Genomic DNA, 16,800 nt, shown 5'->3' with positions numbered 1-16,800 from the left:
AACCCGTGGACATCACGAGTGCAGTACAAACCCTGACGGAGAGCGCCAACACGCTGTTCATTCTCATCGGTGCCATCATGGTACTGGCCATGCACGCCGGATTCGCCTTCCTGGAAGTCGGCACGGTACGCCACAAGAACCAGGTCAATGCCCTGGTAAAAATCATGACGGATTTCGGCATTTCCGCCGTCATGTACTTCTTTGTCGGCTATTACATCGCGTACGGGAACACCTTCCTGTCGGGCGCAGCTGAGCTGACGGCTCACAACGGCTACGAACTCGTAAAGTTCTTCTTCCTCATGACCTTTGCCGCAGCCATTCCCGCCATCGTGTCCGGCGGGATTGCCGAACGCGCCCGGTTCTACCCGATGCTGATCGCTTCCGGTCTGATCGTCGGCCTGGTGTATCCGTTCTTCGAAGGGCTGATCTGGAACGGTAACTACGGTTTCCAGGCCTGGCTGGAGAGCCAGTTTGGTGCAACCTTCCATGACTTCGCCGGCTCTGTTGTGGTGCATGCGGTCGGCGGCTGGATTGCCCTGGCGGCCGTTCTGCTCCTGGGTGCCCGGAACGGGCGCTACCGCAACGGCCGGGTCGTCGCTTTCGCGCCCTCCAATATTCCTTTCCTGGCTCTGGGTGCCTGGATCCTGACCGTCGGCTGGTTCGGTTTCAACGTCATGTCCGCGCAGACGCTCGATGGCATCAGTGGCCTGGTGGCGGTCAACAGTCTTATGGCGATGGTGGGCGGCATCCTGGTCACCATGGTTCTCGGCCGGACGGACCCGGGCTTTATCCACAACGGCCCCCTCGCCGGCCTGGTCGCAGTGTGCGCCGGCTCTGACCTCATGCACCCCGTTGGCGCACTGATCACCGGCGGTATCGCCGGCGCCCTCTTCGTCTACCTGTTCGAATGGGCACAGGACAAAATCGAGCGTCTCGATGATGTGCTCGGTGTCTGGCCCCTGCATGGTGTGTGTGGCGTCTGGGGTGCGATTGCCTGCGGTATCTTTGGCCAGAGTGCACTCGGCGGACTCGGCGGCGTCAGCTTCGCGGCCCAGCTTATCGGATCGGTTGCGGGTGTCCTGGTTGCCTTTATAGGCGGCCTGGTGGTTTACGGAGTCATCAAGGCCATATCCGGCCTTCGCCTGAGTGAAGAGGAAGAATTCAACGGCGCAGACCTGACCATCCACCGCATCGGCGCCAACGCCCTGGATTAATACCCCGTCAGCTCCATGTAACCAACCCCGGTGCGGTTTCCTTCCACCTGCACCGGGCTTTCCCAATAGGGGAAACGCCCCTCGTTTACATAACGGCCCGGGGGCGCAGCGACCTGAAGATCCAGATTGTGGCCTGGCACTTCGATGTGCCAGCGAACGGGATACCCATCCCTTGAGTCGAGGATAGCCAGGGACAGGTCCTCATTGCCGAGTGCCTGCGGGCTGCCTTCTTCCGGTATCCAGGTCCCCGATACAAACGTCTGGTCCTCCCCCCGGAGCCGGAAGGCCATCAGCTTGTCCCCGGAATCCAGGTGCAAGGCAAACCAGTCCCAGCCCTGTTGGCCACGCTTCAGAAACTGGCTGCTCCACTCCCGGTCAAACCAGCCCTGCCCCGTTACCGGGATGGTGTTGTCTTCGATGGTGACCGTACCGCGAATATCGATATCCACCAGACTGAAATACATGGATCCTTCGCCACTGTCGGATTTCACACTGAAACCATTCTGGCCGTGCAACACCGGTTTCCCCCTGAGGGTCAGGGTCAGATCGTAACGGAACGCCGCAGCCGGCTTGTGGCTCCGGACATTCAACTGCCAGGTCGTTCCTGACATCGCCTTCAGCTCCCAGTCGTCCAGCCAGATATCCAGGGGCGCCGCCTCGGCACCGGCCGCCCCGGTATCGGCACGGGCCAGGCGCTCCGCGAACCAGTGACGATCTCGCCAGCTGACGGCCGCGTGGGCCATCCAGGCGGCATCCAGAGACCAGGAGTCAGGCTCCGGGGCTTCCGCCGGGTCGCGCGGCCGGAACCCCTGCCGGAACTGGGTCCACTGCAGGCCCAGCGGCGCGCCCGACGGCGTGACGAGATTGGCGGTCAGGTACCACCATTCGACCCGGTATCGCGGGTGCGGCCCGAAGTCCTCAGGCAGGGATATCCCCACATCCGGCCCCGGCTGGAGAAATCCGCCGTTGTCCGATGGCGATGGGACCGACTCCGCCAGCCCTGCAAAGCCAGAATCGTCTCCGGAATCCGAGCATCCGGCCATAAAAAAGAAGATGGCGGTCACCAGAATTCGCGCGTTCAACGTTCACCTCCGCCACTCTGGTTCGCCGGCAAGGCAACCATCCTTCCCGGACGCAGCTGACGCCCCATGAGCGCCGCAATACCCAGACCAATCACCGTACTCAGTGCCAGCAGTTCCAGCCAGAAGCCCGGATACACGGCCATCGGCAGGGACCAGCCAAACGCCTGCGGGTTGATCCGATGGACCAGAACCCAGGTCAACCAGACGCCCAGGGGCAATGCCAGCAGGGATACCGTGGTGGTAAGCCCGAGGGAAACCCGCATCAGCTCCCCGAGCGCCTCACGACGGGACAAGCCCCAGGTAACCAGCAGTTGCAGGTACCAGGCGCGACTGGTGATGAACACCCACCCCATGATCAGCAGCGCGGTGCCCGCCAGGGTGAGAGTCAGGAACGTCATGGCACGGGTCAGCACGAAGGTCTGCCGGAAAACCCGCGTTGCCATGGTCCGGATGTCACTGTTCTCGCGGATCTCGATCTCAGGTACCTGCCAGATCTGCTGCAATCCCGACACCAGCCAGGCTTTTCCCCGGCCTCCCGGTGAAATCGAGAAACTCTCGAACTCGGGCTGGAAGTCTGCAGGCAGATCTGCACCGTTCACCAGCACTTCTCCGAACGGTCGCCCATAGTCGGCATAGACACCCAGGACCTTCCGGGATTGCGTCCGGCCGTTCAAGGTCAGCGCCAGCGAATCCCCCACCCCGACTCCGTAGCGCAACGCCAGCTGCTCGTTGATCAGCACCCCCTGACTGCCCGCAAGACGTTGCCAGGGATCCGCCAGCGACGATTGCAGCGTCCACTGCTTCATCAGGGGCCCGACCGGCGACACTGCCAACAGATCGACACGATGCGAGGATCCTGCGCCTGTGGCGACCATCACGGTTCCCCGTAGGATCCGGTGCCAGGCAGCAGTGTCCGACGTCAGCTGATGGGCGAGCCAGTCTTCCGCCCGGTCGCCGCTCCGGCCCTCCGGCACCTGCACATACCAGTGGGCCGCCAGACGCTGATCAAGCCATTGCTCGAACGTCGCCTCGAAGGTTGTTACCAGCGCCTGCACCGCCAACACCAGAGCGAGGGTGAACTGCAATGCCACTACCGGCAATGCCAGCTGCCTGGCCATAACGCCCAGTTCCCGGTAACGCCATCGCCCGAGAGGATCATCGACACTCGATGACAGCGCCGCCATGATGCCCGCCATCAGCCGTGGGACCAGGACACCGGCACCGACAAACACCAGTCCGACCGCCACGAAGGTCCAGACCAGTCCCGGCGACCCTGCAACCCAGACCATTCCGATGGCAAGCAGGGCCAGTGCGAGCCATCCGACTCCTCGGGACCGTTGCAGCCAGTGACGTCGTGTGCGAATGGGCAGGCAGGCGATCAGGACTACGACCATCATGACAAGGATCGGGCGCCACCACTGGCTGCCATCGGCATAGAGGGTGACGTCAAACAGCCCTTCCAGGGAGCGTCCGAAGCCTTCCCCGAGCGCCCGGGCCAGTTGTGCACCGGCCCATACCCCGGGTAACACACACACGCCGGCAAGCACCAGCACCTCAATCATCAGAAGGCCGTTGATGCGTCCACCGGGGACGCCAAACCGGTGCAACAGGGCAAAGCTGTCCCGGCGCTGGACGATACTCAGTTGGTAGACGGCCCGAAGCAACAATGCCGTTATCAGAAGAACCAGTACCCCGAGGGCATCCAGGTTCAGCAGGAAGCTGGCCCCGAGTTCGCCGGTGTCAGGCCCCCGCGCGAACGGCGCCAGGGCGTAGCCTGCCGGCAGACGATCGGCGCTGACCGAGTCTGCCGCCAGCAGAACCAGGGAACCGGCCCCGTCACCCTGTGCGCCGGCAAGCCTGGCCGCCCGGGCGATATCGATGAAGGGCTCGCCATCCAGCGCCGGCTGTTCGCCTGACTGTGACCCGGAAGCGAAACAGGCAGCGGCCAACGGATCAATGCCAATCAGACGCCCGACGCCATCCGGATCCGGAACTTCGAGCCAGGGCATCACGCAGAGCCCGGCCCGACGCAGGCGGGCGAAGTCGGCCACGGTCAACGGCGCACCATCCTCGCGGATTACCCGTGAGCCTTCCGACAGGCTCTGCTCGGCCCGCCCCAGACTCGACCGCGCCTGGTCGGTCAGGTGGTCCATGCCCGACCAGAGCATGGTCGCGATCAGGATCATCAGGGCCAGGGCGCCCAGTTGCAGGGGATGGCGACGGTAGTGACTGAACAGGGCGGCGGCTGCATTCATGGGAGATCAGCCTCCCGGGCCGGTGTCATTCCGGTGTGCCATGTCGACGGTGGACTCACACCGTCCGGCCAGCTCCGTGTCGTGAGTCGCAAGGACCAGGGTGACGCCGGCATCGGCCTGTAACGCGAAGAGCGTGTCGGCGACGTCGTCGGCAGTGTGGCGATCGAGGCTGCCAGTCGGTTCGTCGGCGAGAATGAGATCCGGCTGCATGGCGAAGACCATGGCCATGGCCGCCCGCTGGCGCTGGCCACCGGACACCTGGTCCGGATAACGGTTTGCCAGTTCCCCGACGCCCAGACGCTGCAGCCAATACTGGCTGTCGGCGGTGGACCGGCCGGCCAGTCTTGCCCGCAATCGGACGTTATCAGCCAGCGACAGCGCCGGCATCAGGTTGGCGTCCTGGAAGACCACGCCAATGCGCTGACGTCTGAGACCGGCCCAGCGCCGTTCCCGGGCCCGTGGCGGCTCCGCTTGCCCGGCATCAAACAGCTGGCCGAGAACGCGGACAGTGCCACTGTCCGCCGCCTCAAGCCCGCAGATAATATTCAGCAGGGTACTCTTACCGGACCCCGAACGCCCCACCAGCGAGAGCGACTGTCCCGGGGCCAGGGAGATCTCCAGACCGGAAAAGACGTCGACCCGTTCGGCACCGCTGACGAACGACTTCGACAGACCCTTTATCTCCAGTACCGGCGGTGTCATCTACCCTCCCCATGATCAGGATTGGCTGCCTATCGGTTCGGCATGCTCGCCCCGCTTCTGCGCCCGCCATTCCCGGAACTGCTCCAGCCACGACAGCAGCGCCGGGATCACGAACAGCACCAGTGCCGTGGACAGCCCCAGGCCGAACGCAATGGAGGTGGCCATGGGGATCAGGAACTGGGCCTGGAGCGAGGTCTCGAACATCAGCGGCAACAGCCCCCCGATGGTGGTCAGGGAGGTCAGCAGAACCGCCCGAACCCGCTGTACGGCAGCCTCGTTCAGGGCTTCGGTGATGTCCAGCCCCTTGCGCCGCTGCTGGTCGTAGAAACTCACCAGGATGATGGCATTGTTCACCACGATCCCCGACAACCCGAAAAGGCCGAACAGGGAAAGAATGGTGAGCTGCAGCCCCATGATCCAGTGGCCCAGCAGAGCCCCGACGAGAGCGAAGGGGATGATGGCCATCACAATCAACGGCAGGGTCCAGGAAGCAAACACCCACGCCAGTACTACGTACATCAGCCCCAGTCCGATGAACAGACCGGTCTTCATGTCCGCCATTGTTTCTCTCTGGTCGGCGGCACGCCCCTCGAACGAATACCGGACACCATAACGGCTGGCGATATCCGGCAAGGCCTCGGCCTGAAGGCTTTCCAGGGTCTGGTCCGTGGTGGCCACCCGGGTGTTCAGGGCCGAGGTGACCTCCACCGCCAGGTTGCCGTCAGCGTGTCGCAAGGCCTGGAAGCCCTGACTGTGATCCAGGTTCATCACCTGGGTCAGTGGCACGAACCGGCCATCGGGCACGCGAATGGTCATACGCGACAGCGTGGACAAACGTTCGCGCTGATCCCTGGGTAACTGGACCCGGACTTCCATCTCGTCCCGCCCGTCCTGATAGATCTGGGCAACCCGGCCATCAAACGCGGCCCGCAGCTGTCGACCAAGATCGGCGGTGGTCAGGCCCAGGGCTTTGCCGTAGGCACTGACCTGATAGATCATCTGCTCCCTGCCCCAGGGCATGTCGTCTTCCACGTCCAGTACCCCGGGCAGCGTACCCAGCGCCTGGGCCAGCTCGCCGGCCGCTTTCTTGAGGGTCTCGGCGTCGTTGCCGGTCAACCGGACATTGACGTCACGGCCCGGGGGACCCGCCTGACGTTCGGAGATGGTGAGATTATCGATTCCCGCCGGCAGGTCGAGACGATCCCGCCAGGCCTTGATGAATTCAGGATTGCGCACGGAACGCTGATCGGAAGGCACCAGCTCCACCAGCATCGACCCGAGTTCGTCACCATTGCGGGAGGTTCCTTCCGCCCCCTGGGTCGCGCCCTGGGTGGTGACGGCGTGCAGGATCAGGTGTCCGCCGAAGGCCTGCTCCGTGTCATTGAGCGCCCGTTCCATCCGCGACAGAAACCGGTCAACCGTGCCGTCGTCGGTGCCGGCGACAAAGCTGACGTTGGCATAGAACACCGAGGGTTCCGGCGTCGGGAAAAAATTGAAACCCAGCCGACCGCCGGCCAGCAGGCCCACCGTCGCAATGGATAACGCCAGGGCACCGGCTACGGTGGCACCCCGGTGCTTCAGCGTGAAGTGGGAGAAGCGCCGGAACGGCCCATCCCGGAACCGGTCGAAGCCGGACTCGAACCGGTTCCGAAGGCGCGCCACCGGATTGGCCGGCTGTCCGTCTGCCCGGGTAGACGCTTTTCGGCCCGGCGTGAACGCATTCCGGAGGTGAGCGGGCAGGACGATAAAACATTCCAGCAGCGAGGCCGCCAGCACACAGATCATTACCATCGGGATGTCCCCGAGGATATTGCCGATCACGCCGCCGACTACCAGCAAGGGCATGAACGCCGCCACCGTGGTCAGTGACGAAGCCAGTACCGGCCAGACCATCCGTTTTGCAGCCCCCTCAGACGCGTACATGGAGGCCTCACCCATGCGGGCGTGGGCGTCCGCATCCTCCCCGACCACGATGGCGTCATCCACGATGACCCCCAGCGCCATGATCAGCGCAAACAGGGAGATCATGTTGATGGAACCACCGACCAGCCAGAGCACCGCCATGGCCGCCAGAAAGGCGGTGGGGATCCCGACGGCCACCCAGAAGGCCACGCGTCCGGGCAGGAACAGGTAGAGCAGACACACCACCAGCACCAGGCCACCCAGACCATTGGTCACCAGCAGCGAGATGCGATCACTCAGTAACTGCCAGGTCTCGTCGTATACCTTGAGTTTGACGGACGGCGGCAGGACCGGTCGGGTATCTTTCAGCCATTCCGAGAACGCCTGGGCCGCGTCCAGGGAGTTGCCGTTCTCGGTCCGCTGAAGCTGGAGTTCCACCGCGGGCTGACCGTTGGTCTCGAGGGTGGTCTGGTTGTCCCGGGACTCCTGCCGGATGGTAGCGATGTCACCGAGACGGAGCTGGATGCGGTCACCACTGAGCACCGGAATGGTCTCGAAGGCTTGGGGGCTGCGGCGCTGTTCCACGGATCGCAACTCCCGGGTGGTGTCCTGCTGGGCCAGAAGGCCGGCGGGCAGATCCCTCGAAATGGAGGCGACCCGGTCGGCGATCTGCTCCAGTGAGAGATTCAGGGATTCCAGGCGTTCCACCGGCACGTCGATACTGATCTGCTGTTCCGGCAATCCGCGAATATTGACCCGGTCAATGCCCCGGTCGAGCAACTCGTCCTCGTACCGATACGCCAGTTCCCGCAGTTCGCTGCGATCCACGTCGCCATAGATCAGCAGGCGGGCTACGGGTTCGTATCGCTCAACCCGGGTGACCTGGGGTTCCTCCGCGTCGGCCGGCAGATTGTTGAACTCCGCCACCTGCTGGCGCACGTCATCCAGTGCCTGGATGGCGTCGGTGCCCTCATGAAATTCCAGGGTAATCGAGGAGACGCCCTGGGCCGAGGTGGAGGTCATTTTTTTCAGACCGTTGACACTGCGCAGTCGCTGTTCAAGCGGATCCGTGATGCCCTGTTCCACATCCTCCGCCGAGGCGCCACTCCAGACTACCCGAACGCTGACGACATCGAGTGCAAACGTGGGAAAAAACTGAATATTCATCCGTGTCAGCGCCAGGAAGCCCCCCAGCAGCATGACCAGCATCACCAGGTTGCCGGCAACCCGGTGATGGACGAAAAATCCAATGACGCCCTGCTTGCGCTTCATTGGCCTGACTCCCCGGCCGGCGCGGCGACTTCCACCTTGAGACCGGATATCGCATTGGGCAGATGGGTCGTAATCAGTTGCTGACCGTTCTTCAGCCGATCACCGGCGATCAGAAGCATCCGTTCGCCACCCGGGTTCTGCACTTCTCCGATCCGTTCGACTTCCACCCGTTGCATGCGGTGGTCATCGTCCATCAGATAGACGGTATCTGCCCCGTACAACGCACTGAACGGTACCACCACCGACCGGTCACGGGACGGACGCTGCAACACCACCGGCAGAAGCGCCCCGGGCCGAAGGCCTGATGGGTCCCCCTGAAGCGACAGGATGGCTTCGGCGCCCGCCGGATCCGATAGCCCGGCAAACCGGACCAGACGAAATCGTTGACCGGACTCCGGGGCGGTGGCAATCAGTGATGCTCCCTTGTCCAGCGCAGTCAGAAGTTCAGCCTGAAAGCGCTCTGGCACCCGGGCCCGCAGCTCCAGCCCCGCCAGCGGGTATACCGATAGCAGAGGCGCATTACGGGCGACCTGATCGCCAGGGGCAACCTGCACGTTGGTCACAACGCCATCGAACGGTGCCCGCACACGGGCCCGATCGCCGTCCCGTTCCACTGAGGCGAGGTTGGCTTTTGCCTGATCCAGCCGGGCCTGCAGGCTGTGCAGCCGGGAGGGGTGTTCCTCGATAGCCCGTTGCCGGCTACTGACGGTCAGTTTGGCCCGGGCCAGGCCATCGGTGGCCGCTTCCAGGTTTTCCCGGGAGGCCAGGTTCCGCTTCATCAGGGACTGAATCCGGTCGAACTGGTTCTGGGCGTTGTCGAGAATCGCTTTTTCGCTGTCCAGCGCCGTCTGGTCATTCCGGAACCGCACCTGTTCGGAACGGACCTGGGCTTCCAGATCCGCAACCTGGGCCTTCGCCTGAGCCAGCACCGGTTCGATGTCTGCCTGGTCCAGTGCCAGAAGGAGATCCCCTTTCCGGACCTGCTGACCTTCGGACACCGGGCGTTCAGCAATCCGCCCCGCCAGGGTGGCCGACACATCCACCTGCTCCGGCGCGACAATCTGGCCATAGAGCGGAAGGACCGGCGTATGCATCCCGGGTTCGACGTTTTCGGTCTCCACCCGCCAGCTCCGCTCCGTCGGGCTGACTTCGGCCGGTTCGGGCCGCGTCGCTTTCAGAACAAGAAAACCGGCAATGCCGACTGCAAGAATCAGAATCGGTAAAAAACGTTTAAGCATCAGTGAGTAGCCAATCAGTGTGAATCCGGAACACGGCGCGAAGCGTGTGAATCTACTATACAATCAGGGGCGGGTTTCAGATCCCCTTTTCGTGAGGAATGGGTCAAAGTTCGCACGGTGGAGTCAATGTTCATGGAAAACCACGTCAATCTTCTTCTGGTCACCCTGCTGAACATCGCCATCGTGTGTCTCGTTGTGGTGCTGCACAATCAGGTATTGATCCGTCTGAGCGGCATTCTCGCCCAGATGCGCCTGCGCCACCAGTTTCGCCTGATCGTCGCCGTACTTGGCTGCCTGGCCGCCCACGCGGTGGAGGTCTGGCTTTTCGCCGCCGCCTACTTTTACATGCACCACGCCGATGGCTGGGGCCAGCTCATCGGCAACTTCAGCGGTACGCTCCTGGACTGCGTCTACTTTTCGTTTACCACCTTCACTACCCTGGGCTACGGCGACATCGAAGCGCTCGGACCGCTGCGCTACCTCACCGGCATCGAAGGCCTGACCGGTCTGGTCCTGATCACCTGGAGCGCGTCTTTCCTGTACGTGGAAATGCAACGCTACTGGCCCACCCGTTAAGGCGGGCCAGACCGGGCGTTATAGCCACTTGCACCTTGCCAGCGTGTAGTAGAGAAGCGGAACCACAATAATGGTGAACAGGGTCGACATGGCCAGACCAAACACCAGGGAAACCGCCAGGCCGCTGAAGATCGGGTCGCTCAGTATGAAATAGGCACCGATCATCGCCGAGATCGCCGTCAGGGCTATTGGCTTGATCCGGACGGCGCCGGCGAGTATCACCGCCTCACCCAGCTCCACTCCTTCGTCCACCAGTTGCCGGATGAACACCACCAGGAGAATGGAATTACGCACGATGATGCCCGCAAGGGCAATCATCCCGATCATGCTGGTGGCGGTAAATTCTCGCCCGAGCAGCGCGTGCCCAGGCATGATGCCGATCAGCGTCAGGGGAATGGGCGCCATGACTACCAGGGGCAGCAGGTAGGACCGGAACTGGGCCACCAGCAGGACAAAAATCATGAAGATACCCACACTGTAGGCCACGCCCATGTCACGGAAGGTATCGTAGGTAATCTGCCACTCGCCGTCCCACTTCAGGGCACCGTCTTTGGGCAATGTCGGCGGGTTGATGAAGTACTGTTGCGGCGGATCCGACCAGGAATCCAGCCGATCCACCATGGCAAACATGCCATAGAGCGGTGAATCCACGGCTCCGGTCATGTCGGCGGTGACATAGGTAACCGGCAACAGGTCCTTGTGATAGACCGCCCCCATCCAGTCCGCCTCGCGGACATCCGCGACACTGGCCAGGGGAACCAGCTCACCGCTACGGCTGCGTACCTTCACCGACAACAGGGCCTCGGGCTGGGCCTTCTCGCCCTCGCCCAGGATGATCCGGATGGGCACTGGGTATTTGGCGTGATCATCGTGCAGGAAGCTCACACCGCGACCGCCCAGCGTGGTCTGCAGGGCGCCGACGACCTGGGCCTGGGAGACACCCAGTCGCGCGGCACGATCCCGGTCGACCACCACCTCCCACTGACGGGTTGGCGCTTCCAGGGTGGTGTCGATATCCACCAGCCCCTTCACATTGGTCATATCCTTTTCGAGCCGGCGGGCCAGGGCCGCACGATGTTCCGGATCACTGGCATAGACCTCCGCCACCACCGGCGACAGCACCGGCGGTCCCGGCGGCACCTCCACGATCTTGACCTCGGCGCCGTACCGGTCTCCGATCGCCGTCAGGGGTGCTCGCAGGGACTGGGCAATATGGTGGGACTGCTGGTCCCGATGTTCCTCGTCTACCAGGTTGACCTGGATATCCCCCTGGTAGGGTGCCTGCCGCAGGTAATACTGGCGCACCAGACCGTTGAAATTGATCGGAGACGCGGTTCCGGCATAGGCCTGCCAGTTGGCCACTTCATCCACACCTTCCAGGTAATGACCCATCTCGGTCAGCACCCGTTGGGTCTGTTCCATGGGCGTTCGCTCGGGCATGTCCACGACGACCTGCAGCTCGGACTTGTTATCGAACGGCAGCATCTTGAGGATCACGGACTGGAAGACCGGCAGCGAGGCCGCCCCCAGCGTCAGCAGTACGACTCCGAGTGCCAGCAGCCGCCGACGCCAGGGATGATCTCCGAGAAACGGCGACAGCAACCGCCGGAAAATCTTCAGGGAAATGGGGCTGACACCTTCGGCAGCACTGGTCGCATCGTCCCCTTCTCCGGCGGTCTGACCCTTGCGGTGCCGGAGCAGTCGGAAGGCCAGCCAGGGCGAGACCACGAAGGCCACGATCAGCGAAATGAACATGCCCGCCGAGGCGTTGATCGGAATCGGACTCATGTAGGGGCCCATCAATCCGGTGACAAACGCCATCGGAATCAGCGCGGCCATGATGGTCAGGCTCGCCATGATCGTGGGCGTCCCCACTTCTTCCACGGCGATAGGGATGACACTGGCCACCGGCTGGTGGGAACTCTGGATGCGCCGGTTGATGTTCTCGGTCACCACGATGGCGTCGTCGACCAGGATGCCGATGGAGAAAATCAGTGCGAACAGGGACACCCGGTTGAGCGTAAAGCCCCAGGCCCAGGAGAAAACCAGCGTGAGCAACAGCGTGACCAGCACCGCAACACCGACAATCAGAGCCTGGCGCCAGCCCATGGCCGCCAGCACCAGCAGCATGACCGCCAGGGTGGCAGACACGAGATCGGAGATCAGCTTTTGCGCCTTTTTCGAGGCCGTCTGGCCGTAATCCCGGGTAACGAGGACTTCAACGCCGTCCGGGAGAAGCCGGTTTCGCAATTCCCCCAGGCGCTTCTGGATGGCTGAAGTAATGTCGATGGCGTTCTCACCCGGCTTTTTCGCGATCGCCAGGGTCACTGCCGGCCATACCTCCCCGGGTGAGCCCTCGCCTTCGGCCCCCGGGCCAAAACCGGCCATCACGCTCTGCTCCGGCACCGTGCCACCCCGTCGCACATCCGCGACGTCTTCCAGACGCACTGCGGCACCATCATGCATGCCCACCACAAGCTGGCGCACATCCTCGACCGTTTCCAGCAGGGTGCCCACCTGTACCGGAATCGACAGGTTGTCCCGGGTCACCCGGGATTCCTGACTGCTGGTGTTCGCAGACTGCAGGGCCTGCTGGAGGTCGTTCACCGTCAGGCCAAAGCCGGCCAGAAGCGCCGGATCAAAACGCACGTCCACCCGGTCCGGAATACCTCCGACCGTGTAGACATCCCGGGTACCCGGGATCCGTTTGAGCGCCACTTCCAGGGCATGGGCCAGTCGGGTCAGTTCTTCACCGGTATGACCATGAGCCGGATCGTACAGCGTCAGCGACATCACCGGCACGTCGTCGATACCCTTGGGTTTGATTACCGGTTGTGTGGCACCGAGGTTTGACGGCAGCCAGTCCTGGTTGGAAAAAACCTGATTGTAAAGCCGGACCAGCGCTTCCTGACGGGGAACCCCGACCTTGAACTGAACCGTGATCACCGCCTGTCCCTGTCGGGAGACCGAATACACATGTTTGACGCCCTGAATCTCGCTCATCACCTGTTCGGCAGGGGTGGCGATCAGACTCTCCACCTCGCGGGTGGAGGCGCCGGGGAAGCCCACCATGATATCCGCCATGGTGACGTCGATCTGGGGCTCTTCTTCCTTGGGGGTCACAATCACCGCCAACACCCCCAGGACAATGGCCAGCATGGCCATGAGCGGTGTCAGGCGACTGTCCTGAAACGCCCGGGCAATACTGCCCGACGGCCCCACCGGAGTGCGCTTTTCACTCACCGTGGTGCCTCCCCGGTTTCACCGTTATCCAGCCAGGGGCTGCCTACCAGGGCCGCCGGGTCGGTCACCACCTTTTCGCCCTCGCCGACACCAGAAAGGATCTCCAGTCGGTCTCCCTGGCGGGCTCCGACGCGAACCTGACGCAGCCGGGGCCGGCCCTGCTCGTCCAGCACATATAGGGCACGAAGCTCGCCGTGCCGGACCAGGCTCTCCGCCGGCACCATCAGCGACTCACGACTACCGACAGGCACCCGGACGTTGACCAGCATGCCGGGAAAGAGGGAGCCGTTGGGTTCGGTCAGTCGCATGCGCAGGCGAAACGTGTGGGTGGCGGGATCGGCGTAGGGGTAGAAGGTCATTTCCCCGGTTTGCAGCACGCGGCCGTCCCCGAGGGTCACAGTTGCCTGGCGCTGGGAGCGGGCCAGATCGGCGTATTTCTGGGGCAGGCTCACCACAACCCGGAGCTGTTCCAGGGAGAGCCCGCTGAGCAGCGGCTGGCCCGGTCGAACCGATTCGCCAATCTGGACATGGCGCTCGGTCAGAATGCCACTGTAGGGCGCGACAATACGGGTATAGCCCAACTGTTTCTGCGCTTCGTCAACGCCGGCCTGGGCCCGCTCGACCCGGGCCTGGGCGGCGGCGAGATTGTTCCGGGCCTGATCAAATTCCTGCCGGGAGACCAGTCCCCGTTCGTGCACCGCTTCGATACGCTTGAATCGCTGGCGGGCATCCACCAGGGCCGCCTGTGCTTCTTCCAATCCCGCCTGAGCCTGATTCAGCCTTGCCCGTTGCTCGCTGTCCTCCAGTTGAACAATCAGCTGACCCGCAGCGACCGAATCGTCCACGTCAAAAGGCAGCTTCTGAACCGTGCCACTGGTTTGCGCCGACACAGTACTTTGCTGGACGGCCTCGATCACACCATCCAGCCGGACGTTTTCGTCAAAGGTCACCCGCGCAACCGGAGTCACTGACAGATCCGAAGTCTGGGCCCAGAGTTTCAGTGGCATCCACAGAATGAGCACGGCAAGCCAGCGCCAGGAACGCAATGCAGTCAACATGGGCAGCTGATTCCTTTTGATTATTTGCTAATAACCACATCATAACAGCGGTAACGATCGCCTTAAACGTGGCGGTCCGTCCACTGCAAGCATAGTAGACGGGCATGCGGGCACCTTGACTTGCCACAAAAAAATGCCCTGCATGAACCCATTTTCCATGCAGGGCCGAATGTCATCCGCCGGCTATGAGAAGCGGATGACCGCCATACCACCCATTACCATCGGGCAGTCAGAGCCACCTTGAACGTCCGACCGGGCTCGTTCACCCGATAGGCGTCGCCGGTAAACACATCCTCACGGCTGACATGAGGCGCCCAGGTCTTGTCAAACAGGTTGTCCGCCGCCCAGCTCAGCGTGAGGTTATCGAGCAGAGGGTGACGACCGGAGAGATTGACCACGCCGTAACCGGGCGAGGTACTCGGATCCAGCCCGGATTCCGGGTCGATCCGGTCCTGGCGTCGGGCCAGCCGCCATTCCGCCTGAATGCTGTTGCCGTGGTACTGCCAACCGATGGTCTGGGTGTACTGGACTGGCGGAATCTGCGGCAGGGGCCGACCATCGCTCTGGTTGGTGCCACGAACCGTGGCAAGCCTGCCGTCCACGCTCCAGGTACCGTCGCTCCAGCCCAACTGGCCTTCAACGCCGATCAGCCGGGCATCCACGTTGGTGTAGCGAATCACATCCGGAGACGGCTCGTACCGCAGGACAAAGTCATCCACTTCATCGATCCAGACCGCCGGGCGCCAATGCCATTCGTCCTGCTGGCCGGTAAGTCCGAGCTCCAGCTTGTGGTGCTTTTCGGTCTTGAGGTCCGGGTTCCCGACCCAGGCAGTACCCTTCACCACATAGCGTTCATTCACGCCGGGCGATCGAACGCTGCGACTGGCCGTCACATCCAGCGTCTGGATCGCCGAGAAGCGCCATTCCCCGGACAGAAAACCACTGACATTGTCGTCGGTGGCCTCGGTATCGGACACGCCATAGACCGTCTGGTAGATCCCCCCCGGCGTCATCGCCATCATGCCCGGCTTCATGGTGAAGGACTCTTCCGCCCGGGTGGCATCCATCGTGACCCGGTCATACCGGACTCCGGCTCCCAGCTGGATCGTCGGCCGGATCCGATGGAAACCCTCGACGAACAACCCGACCCGATCACGCTCCACGCCAGGCCACAAGAGTGAGCCAACGTTGTCCAGTGCCATGCCGTTATACATGGTCGCATCCCAGTCATTACTCTCGACATCCACGCCCAGGGCGATGTCCTTGGTGGTATCGAGGGCCTGATCCAGAGTCAGCCTCGCCCCCCGCGTCCGGGTTTCGGAGTCGGTCTGCATTTTCATCATGGCGTCGCGCAGACTGAAGTTGTCCATGGTGTGGTCGACATCGGCTCGCCAGGTCATCAGGTTCCATTCACCGTTGGCAACCGGCGCGCCCAGTTCGAGCCGGGCCATGTCGGTGTCCGTTTTCGGGGCATCCATCAGGGAGGCGTATTTCACGTCGCGCTCTTCCTGACGACTGATCGTTGCCTTCACATGGAACCCGTTGTCGGCGCGCCATGCGCCGTCCAGCCGGCCTTCCGAATTCTTGAACGCGCTGCGAACGGTTTCACCGTCGCCATCCTCGTAGTCGTCCGCTTCCTCATACCCGGCCGCAAGACGAACGAAGCCATCGTCATTCCCCACGGCGGCACTGCCGTTGACCAGCCGTCCATTGCCGTTGTCGGAACCTCCGACGGTGAGGTGCCCGGTAGTGCCGGAGTCACCAAATACGGGATCCGCTGTGGTGGCAATGACCTGACCGCCCGCAATGGGTCCCCACCGCAAGGTGCGGTTACTGGTGCGCACCTCGAGAATCTGGGGTAGCGCTGTGCTGAGTCGACTGGTAGGCGGGTCCATGCGATTGGGGCATGCGCCTTCCACCCGCATACCGTCCAGCAACACATCCACACGCTCCTGTCCCTGCCCCCGCACCACAGGATCCAGTCCCCGGCCGCCCAGCCGGGACAGCGAAACCGCCGGGTCGGAATCCAGTCGGGACACCGGTTCTGATGCCAGTGCGGCGTCCGACAACCGCTCAAGTTCTGCGGACTGGCCTTCGGTAACGCGAATAATCATCTCGCCGTTGTCGGACATCTGGGCGAAAGCCGGAAGTGCAGCGCATCCGCAGACAATCAGTCCGATGCTGCGTGCGAGGGGTTTAACAATCATGGTAAGACATTCCTTGGCAACGGATTTTAAACGGGCATCAGAGGCGGGCCA

The 16,800-nt window shown here is 62.9% G+C and carries 10 protein-coding genes; 2 read left to right on the top strand and 8 right to left on the bottom strand.

Annotated elements, in window-relative coordinates:
- Positions 1-5 precede the first annotated feature (5 nt).
- Complete coding sequence (locus MLD04_RS12420; protein ID WP_248158802.1) at positions 6-1,214, top strand: ammonium transporter; 1,209 nt, start codon at positions 6-8, stop codon at positions 1,212-1,214.
- On the opposite strand, the gene MLD04_RS12415 is transcribed toward MLD04_RS12420, so the two are convergent.
- Genes MLD04_RS12415 through MLD04_RS12395 form a run of 5 tightly spaced genes read right to left on the bottom strand, consistent with a single transcriptional unit; the run spans position 1,211 to position 9,665 of the window.
- A complete protein-coding gene (locus MLD04_RS12415; protein WP_379883713.1) occupies positions 1,211-2,296 on the bottom strand; it encodes a lipocalin-like domain-containing protein in 1,086 nt (361 codons plus the stop codon). The two genes, MLD04_RS12420 and MLD04_RS12415, sit on opposite strands and share 4 nt — an antisense overlap.
- Complete coding sequence (locus tag MLD04_RS12410; protein WP_248158799.1) at positions 2,293-4,551, bottom strand: FtsX-like permease family protein; 2,259 nt, start codon at positions 4,549-4,551, stop codon at positions 2,293-2,295. The genes MLD04_RS12415 and MLD04_RS12410 overlap by 4 nt, the downstream gene beginning before the upstream one ends.
- A 6-nt stretch (positions 4,552-4,557) precedes the next feature.
- Positions 4,558-5,253, bottom strand: coding sequence for an ABC transporter ATP-binding protein (locus MLD04_RS12405; RefSeq protein WP_248158796.1), 696 nt, complete (start codon positions 5,251-5,253; stop codon positions 4,558-4,560).
- A 15-nt stretch (positions 5,254-5,268) separates the two neighbouring features.
- Entirely contained in the window at positions 5,269-8,427 is a 3,159-nt protein-coding gene (locus tag MLD04_RS12400; protein ID WP_248158794.1) for an efflux RND transporter permease subunit, read from the bottom strand.
- On the bottom strand, positions 8,424-9,665 hold the full coding sequence (locus tag MLD04_RS12395; protein ID WP_248158791.1) for an efflux RND transporter periplasmic adaptor subunit: 1,242 nt from the start codon (positions 9,663-9,665) through the stop codon (positions 8,424-8,426). Before MLD04_RS12395 ends, MLD04_RS12400 begins: the two co-directional genes overlap by 4 nt.
- Before the next feature lie 126 nt (positions 9,666-9,791).
- Here MLD04_RS12395 and MLD04_RS12390 point away from each other — a divergent pair, with 126 nt between their 5' ends.
- Positions 9,792-10,241 (top strand): potassium channel family protein, encoded by a 450-nt coding sequence (locus MLD04_RS12390; RefSeq protein WP_008940377.1) that lies wholly within the window; start codon positions 9,792-9,794, stop codon positions 10,239-10,241.
- A gap of 18 nt (positions 10,242-10,259) precedes the next feature.
- Here the strand turns inward: MLD04_RS12390 and MLD04_RS12385 are convergent, their stop codons facing one another.
- From MLD04_RS12385 to MLD04_RS12375, 3 genes are all read right to left on the bottom strand, one after another.
- Positions 10,260-13,484 (bottom strand): efflux RND transporter permease subunit, encoded by a 3,225-nt coding sequence (locus MLD04_RS12385; RefSeq protein WP_248158789.1) that lies wholly within the window; start codon positions 13,482-13,484, stop codon positions 10,260-10,262.
- On the bottom strand, positions 13,481-14,542 hold the full coding sequence (locus MLD04_RS12380) for an efflux RND transporter periplasmic adaptor subunit (protein ID WP_248158786.1): 1,062 nt from the start codon (positions 14,540-14,542) through the stop codon (positions 13,481-13,483). Before MLD04_RS12380 ends, MLD04_RS12385 begins: the two co-directional genes overlap by 4 nt.
- A 215-nt stretch (positions 14,543-14,757) precedes the next feature.
- Entirely contained in the window at positions 14,758-16,749 is a 1,992-nt protein-coding gene (locus MLD04_RS12375; RefSeq protein ID WP_248158783.1) for a TonB-dependent receptor domain-containing protein, read from the bottom strand.
- Positions 16,750-16,800: the final 51 nt, after the last annotated feature.

Origin of the sequence: Marinobacter koreensis, assembly GCF_023156285.1 — a bacterium.
Taxonomy (GTDB): Bacteria; Pseudomonadota; Gammaproteobacteria; order Pseudomonadales; family Oleiphilaceae; genus Marinobacter; species Marinobacter koreensis.
Note: the sequence above shows the minus strand (reverse complement) of the source record. Positions and strands in the feature narration are given on the sequence as shown.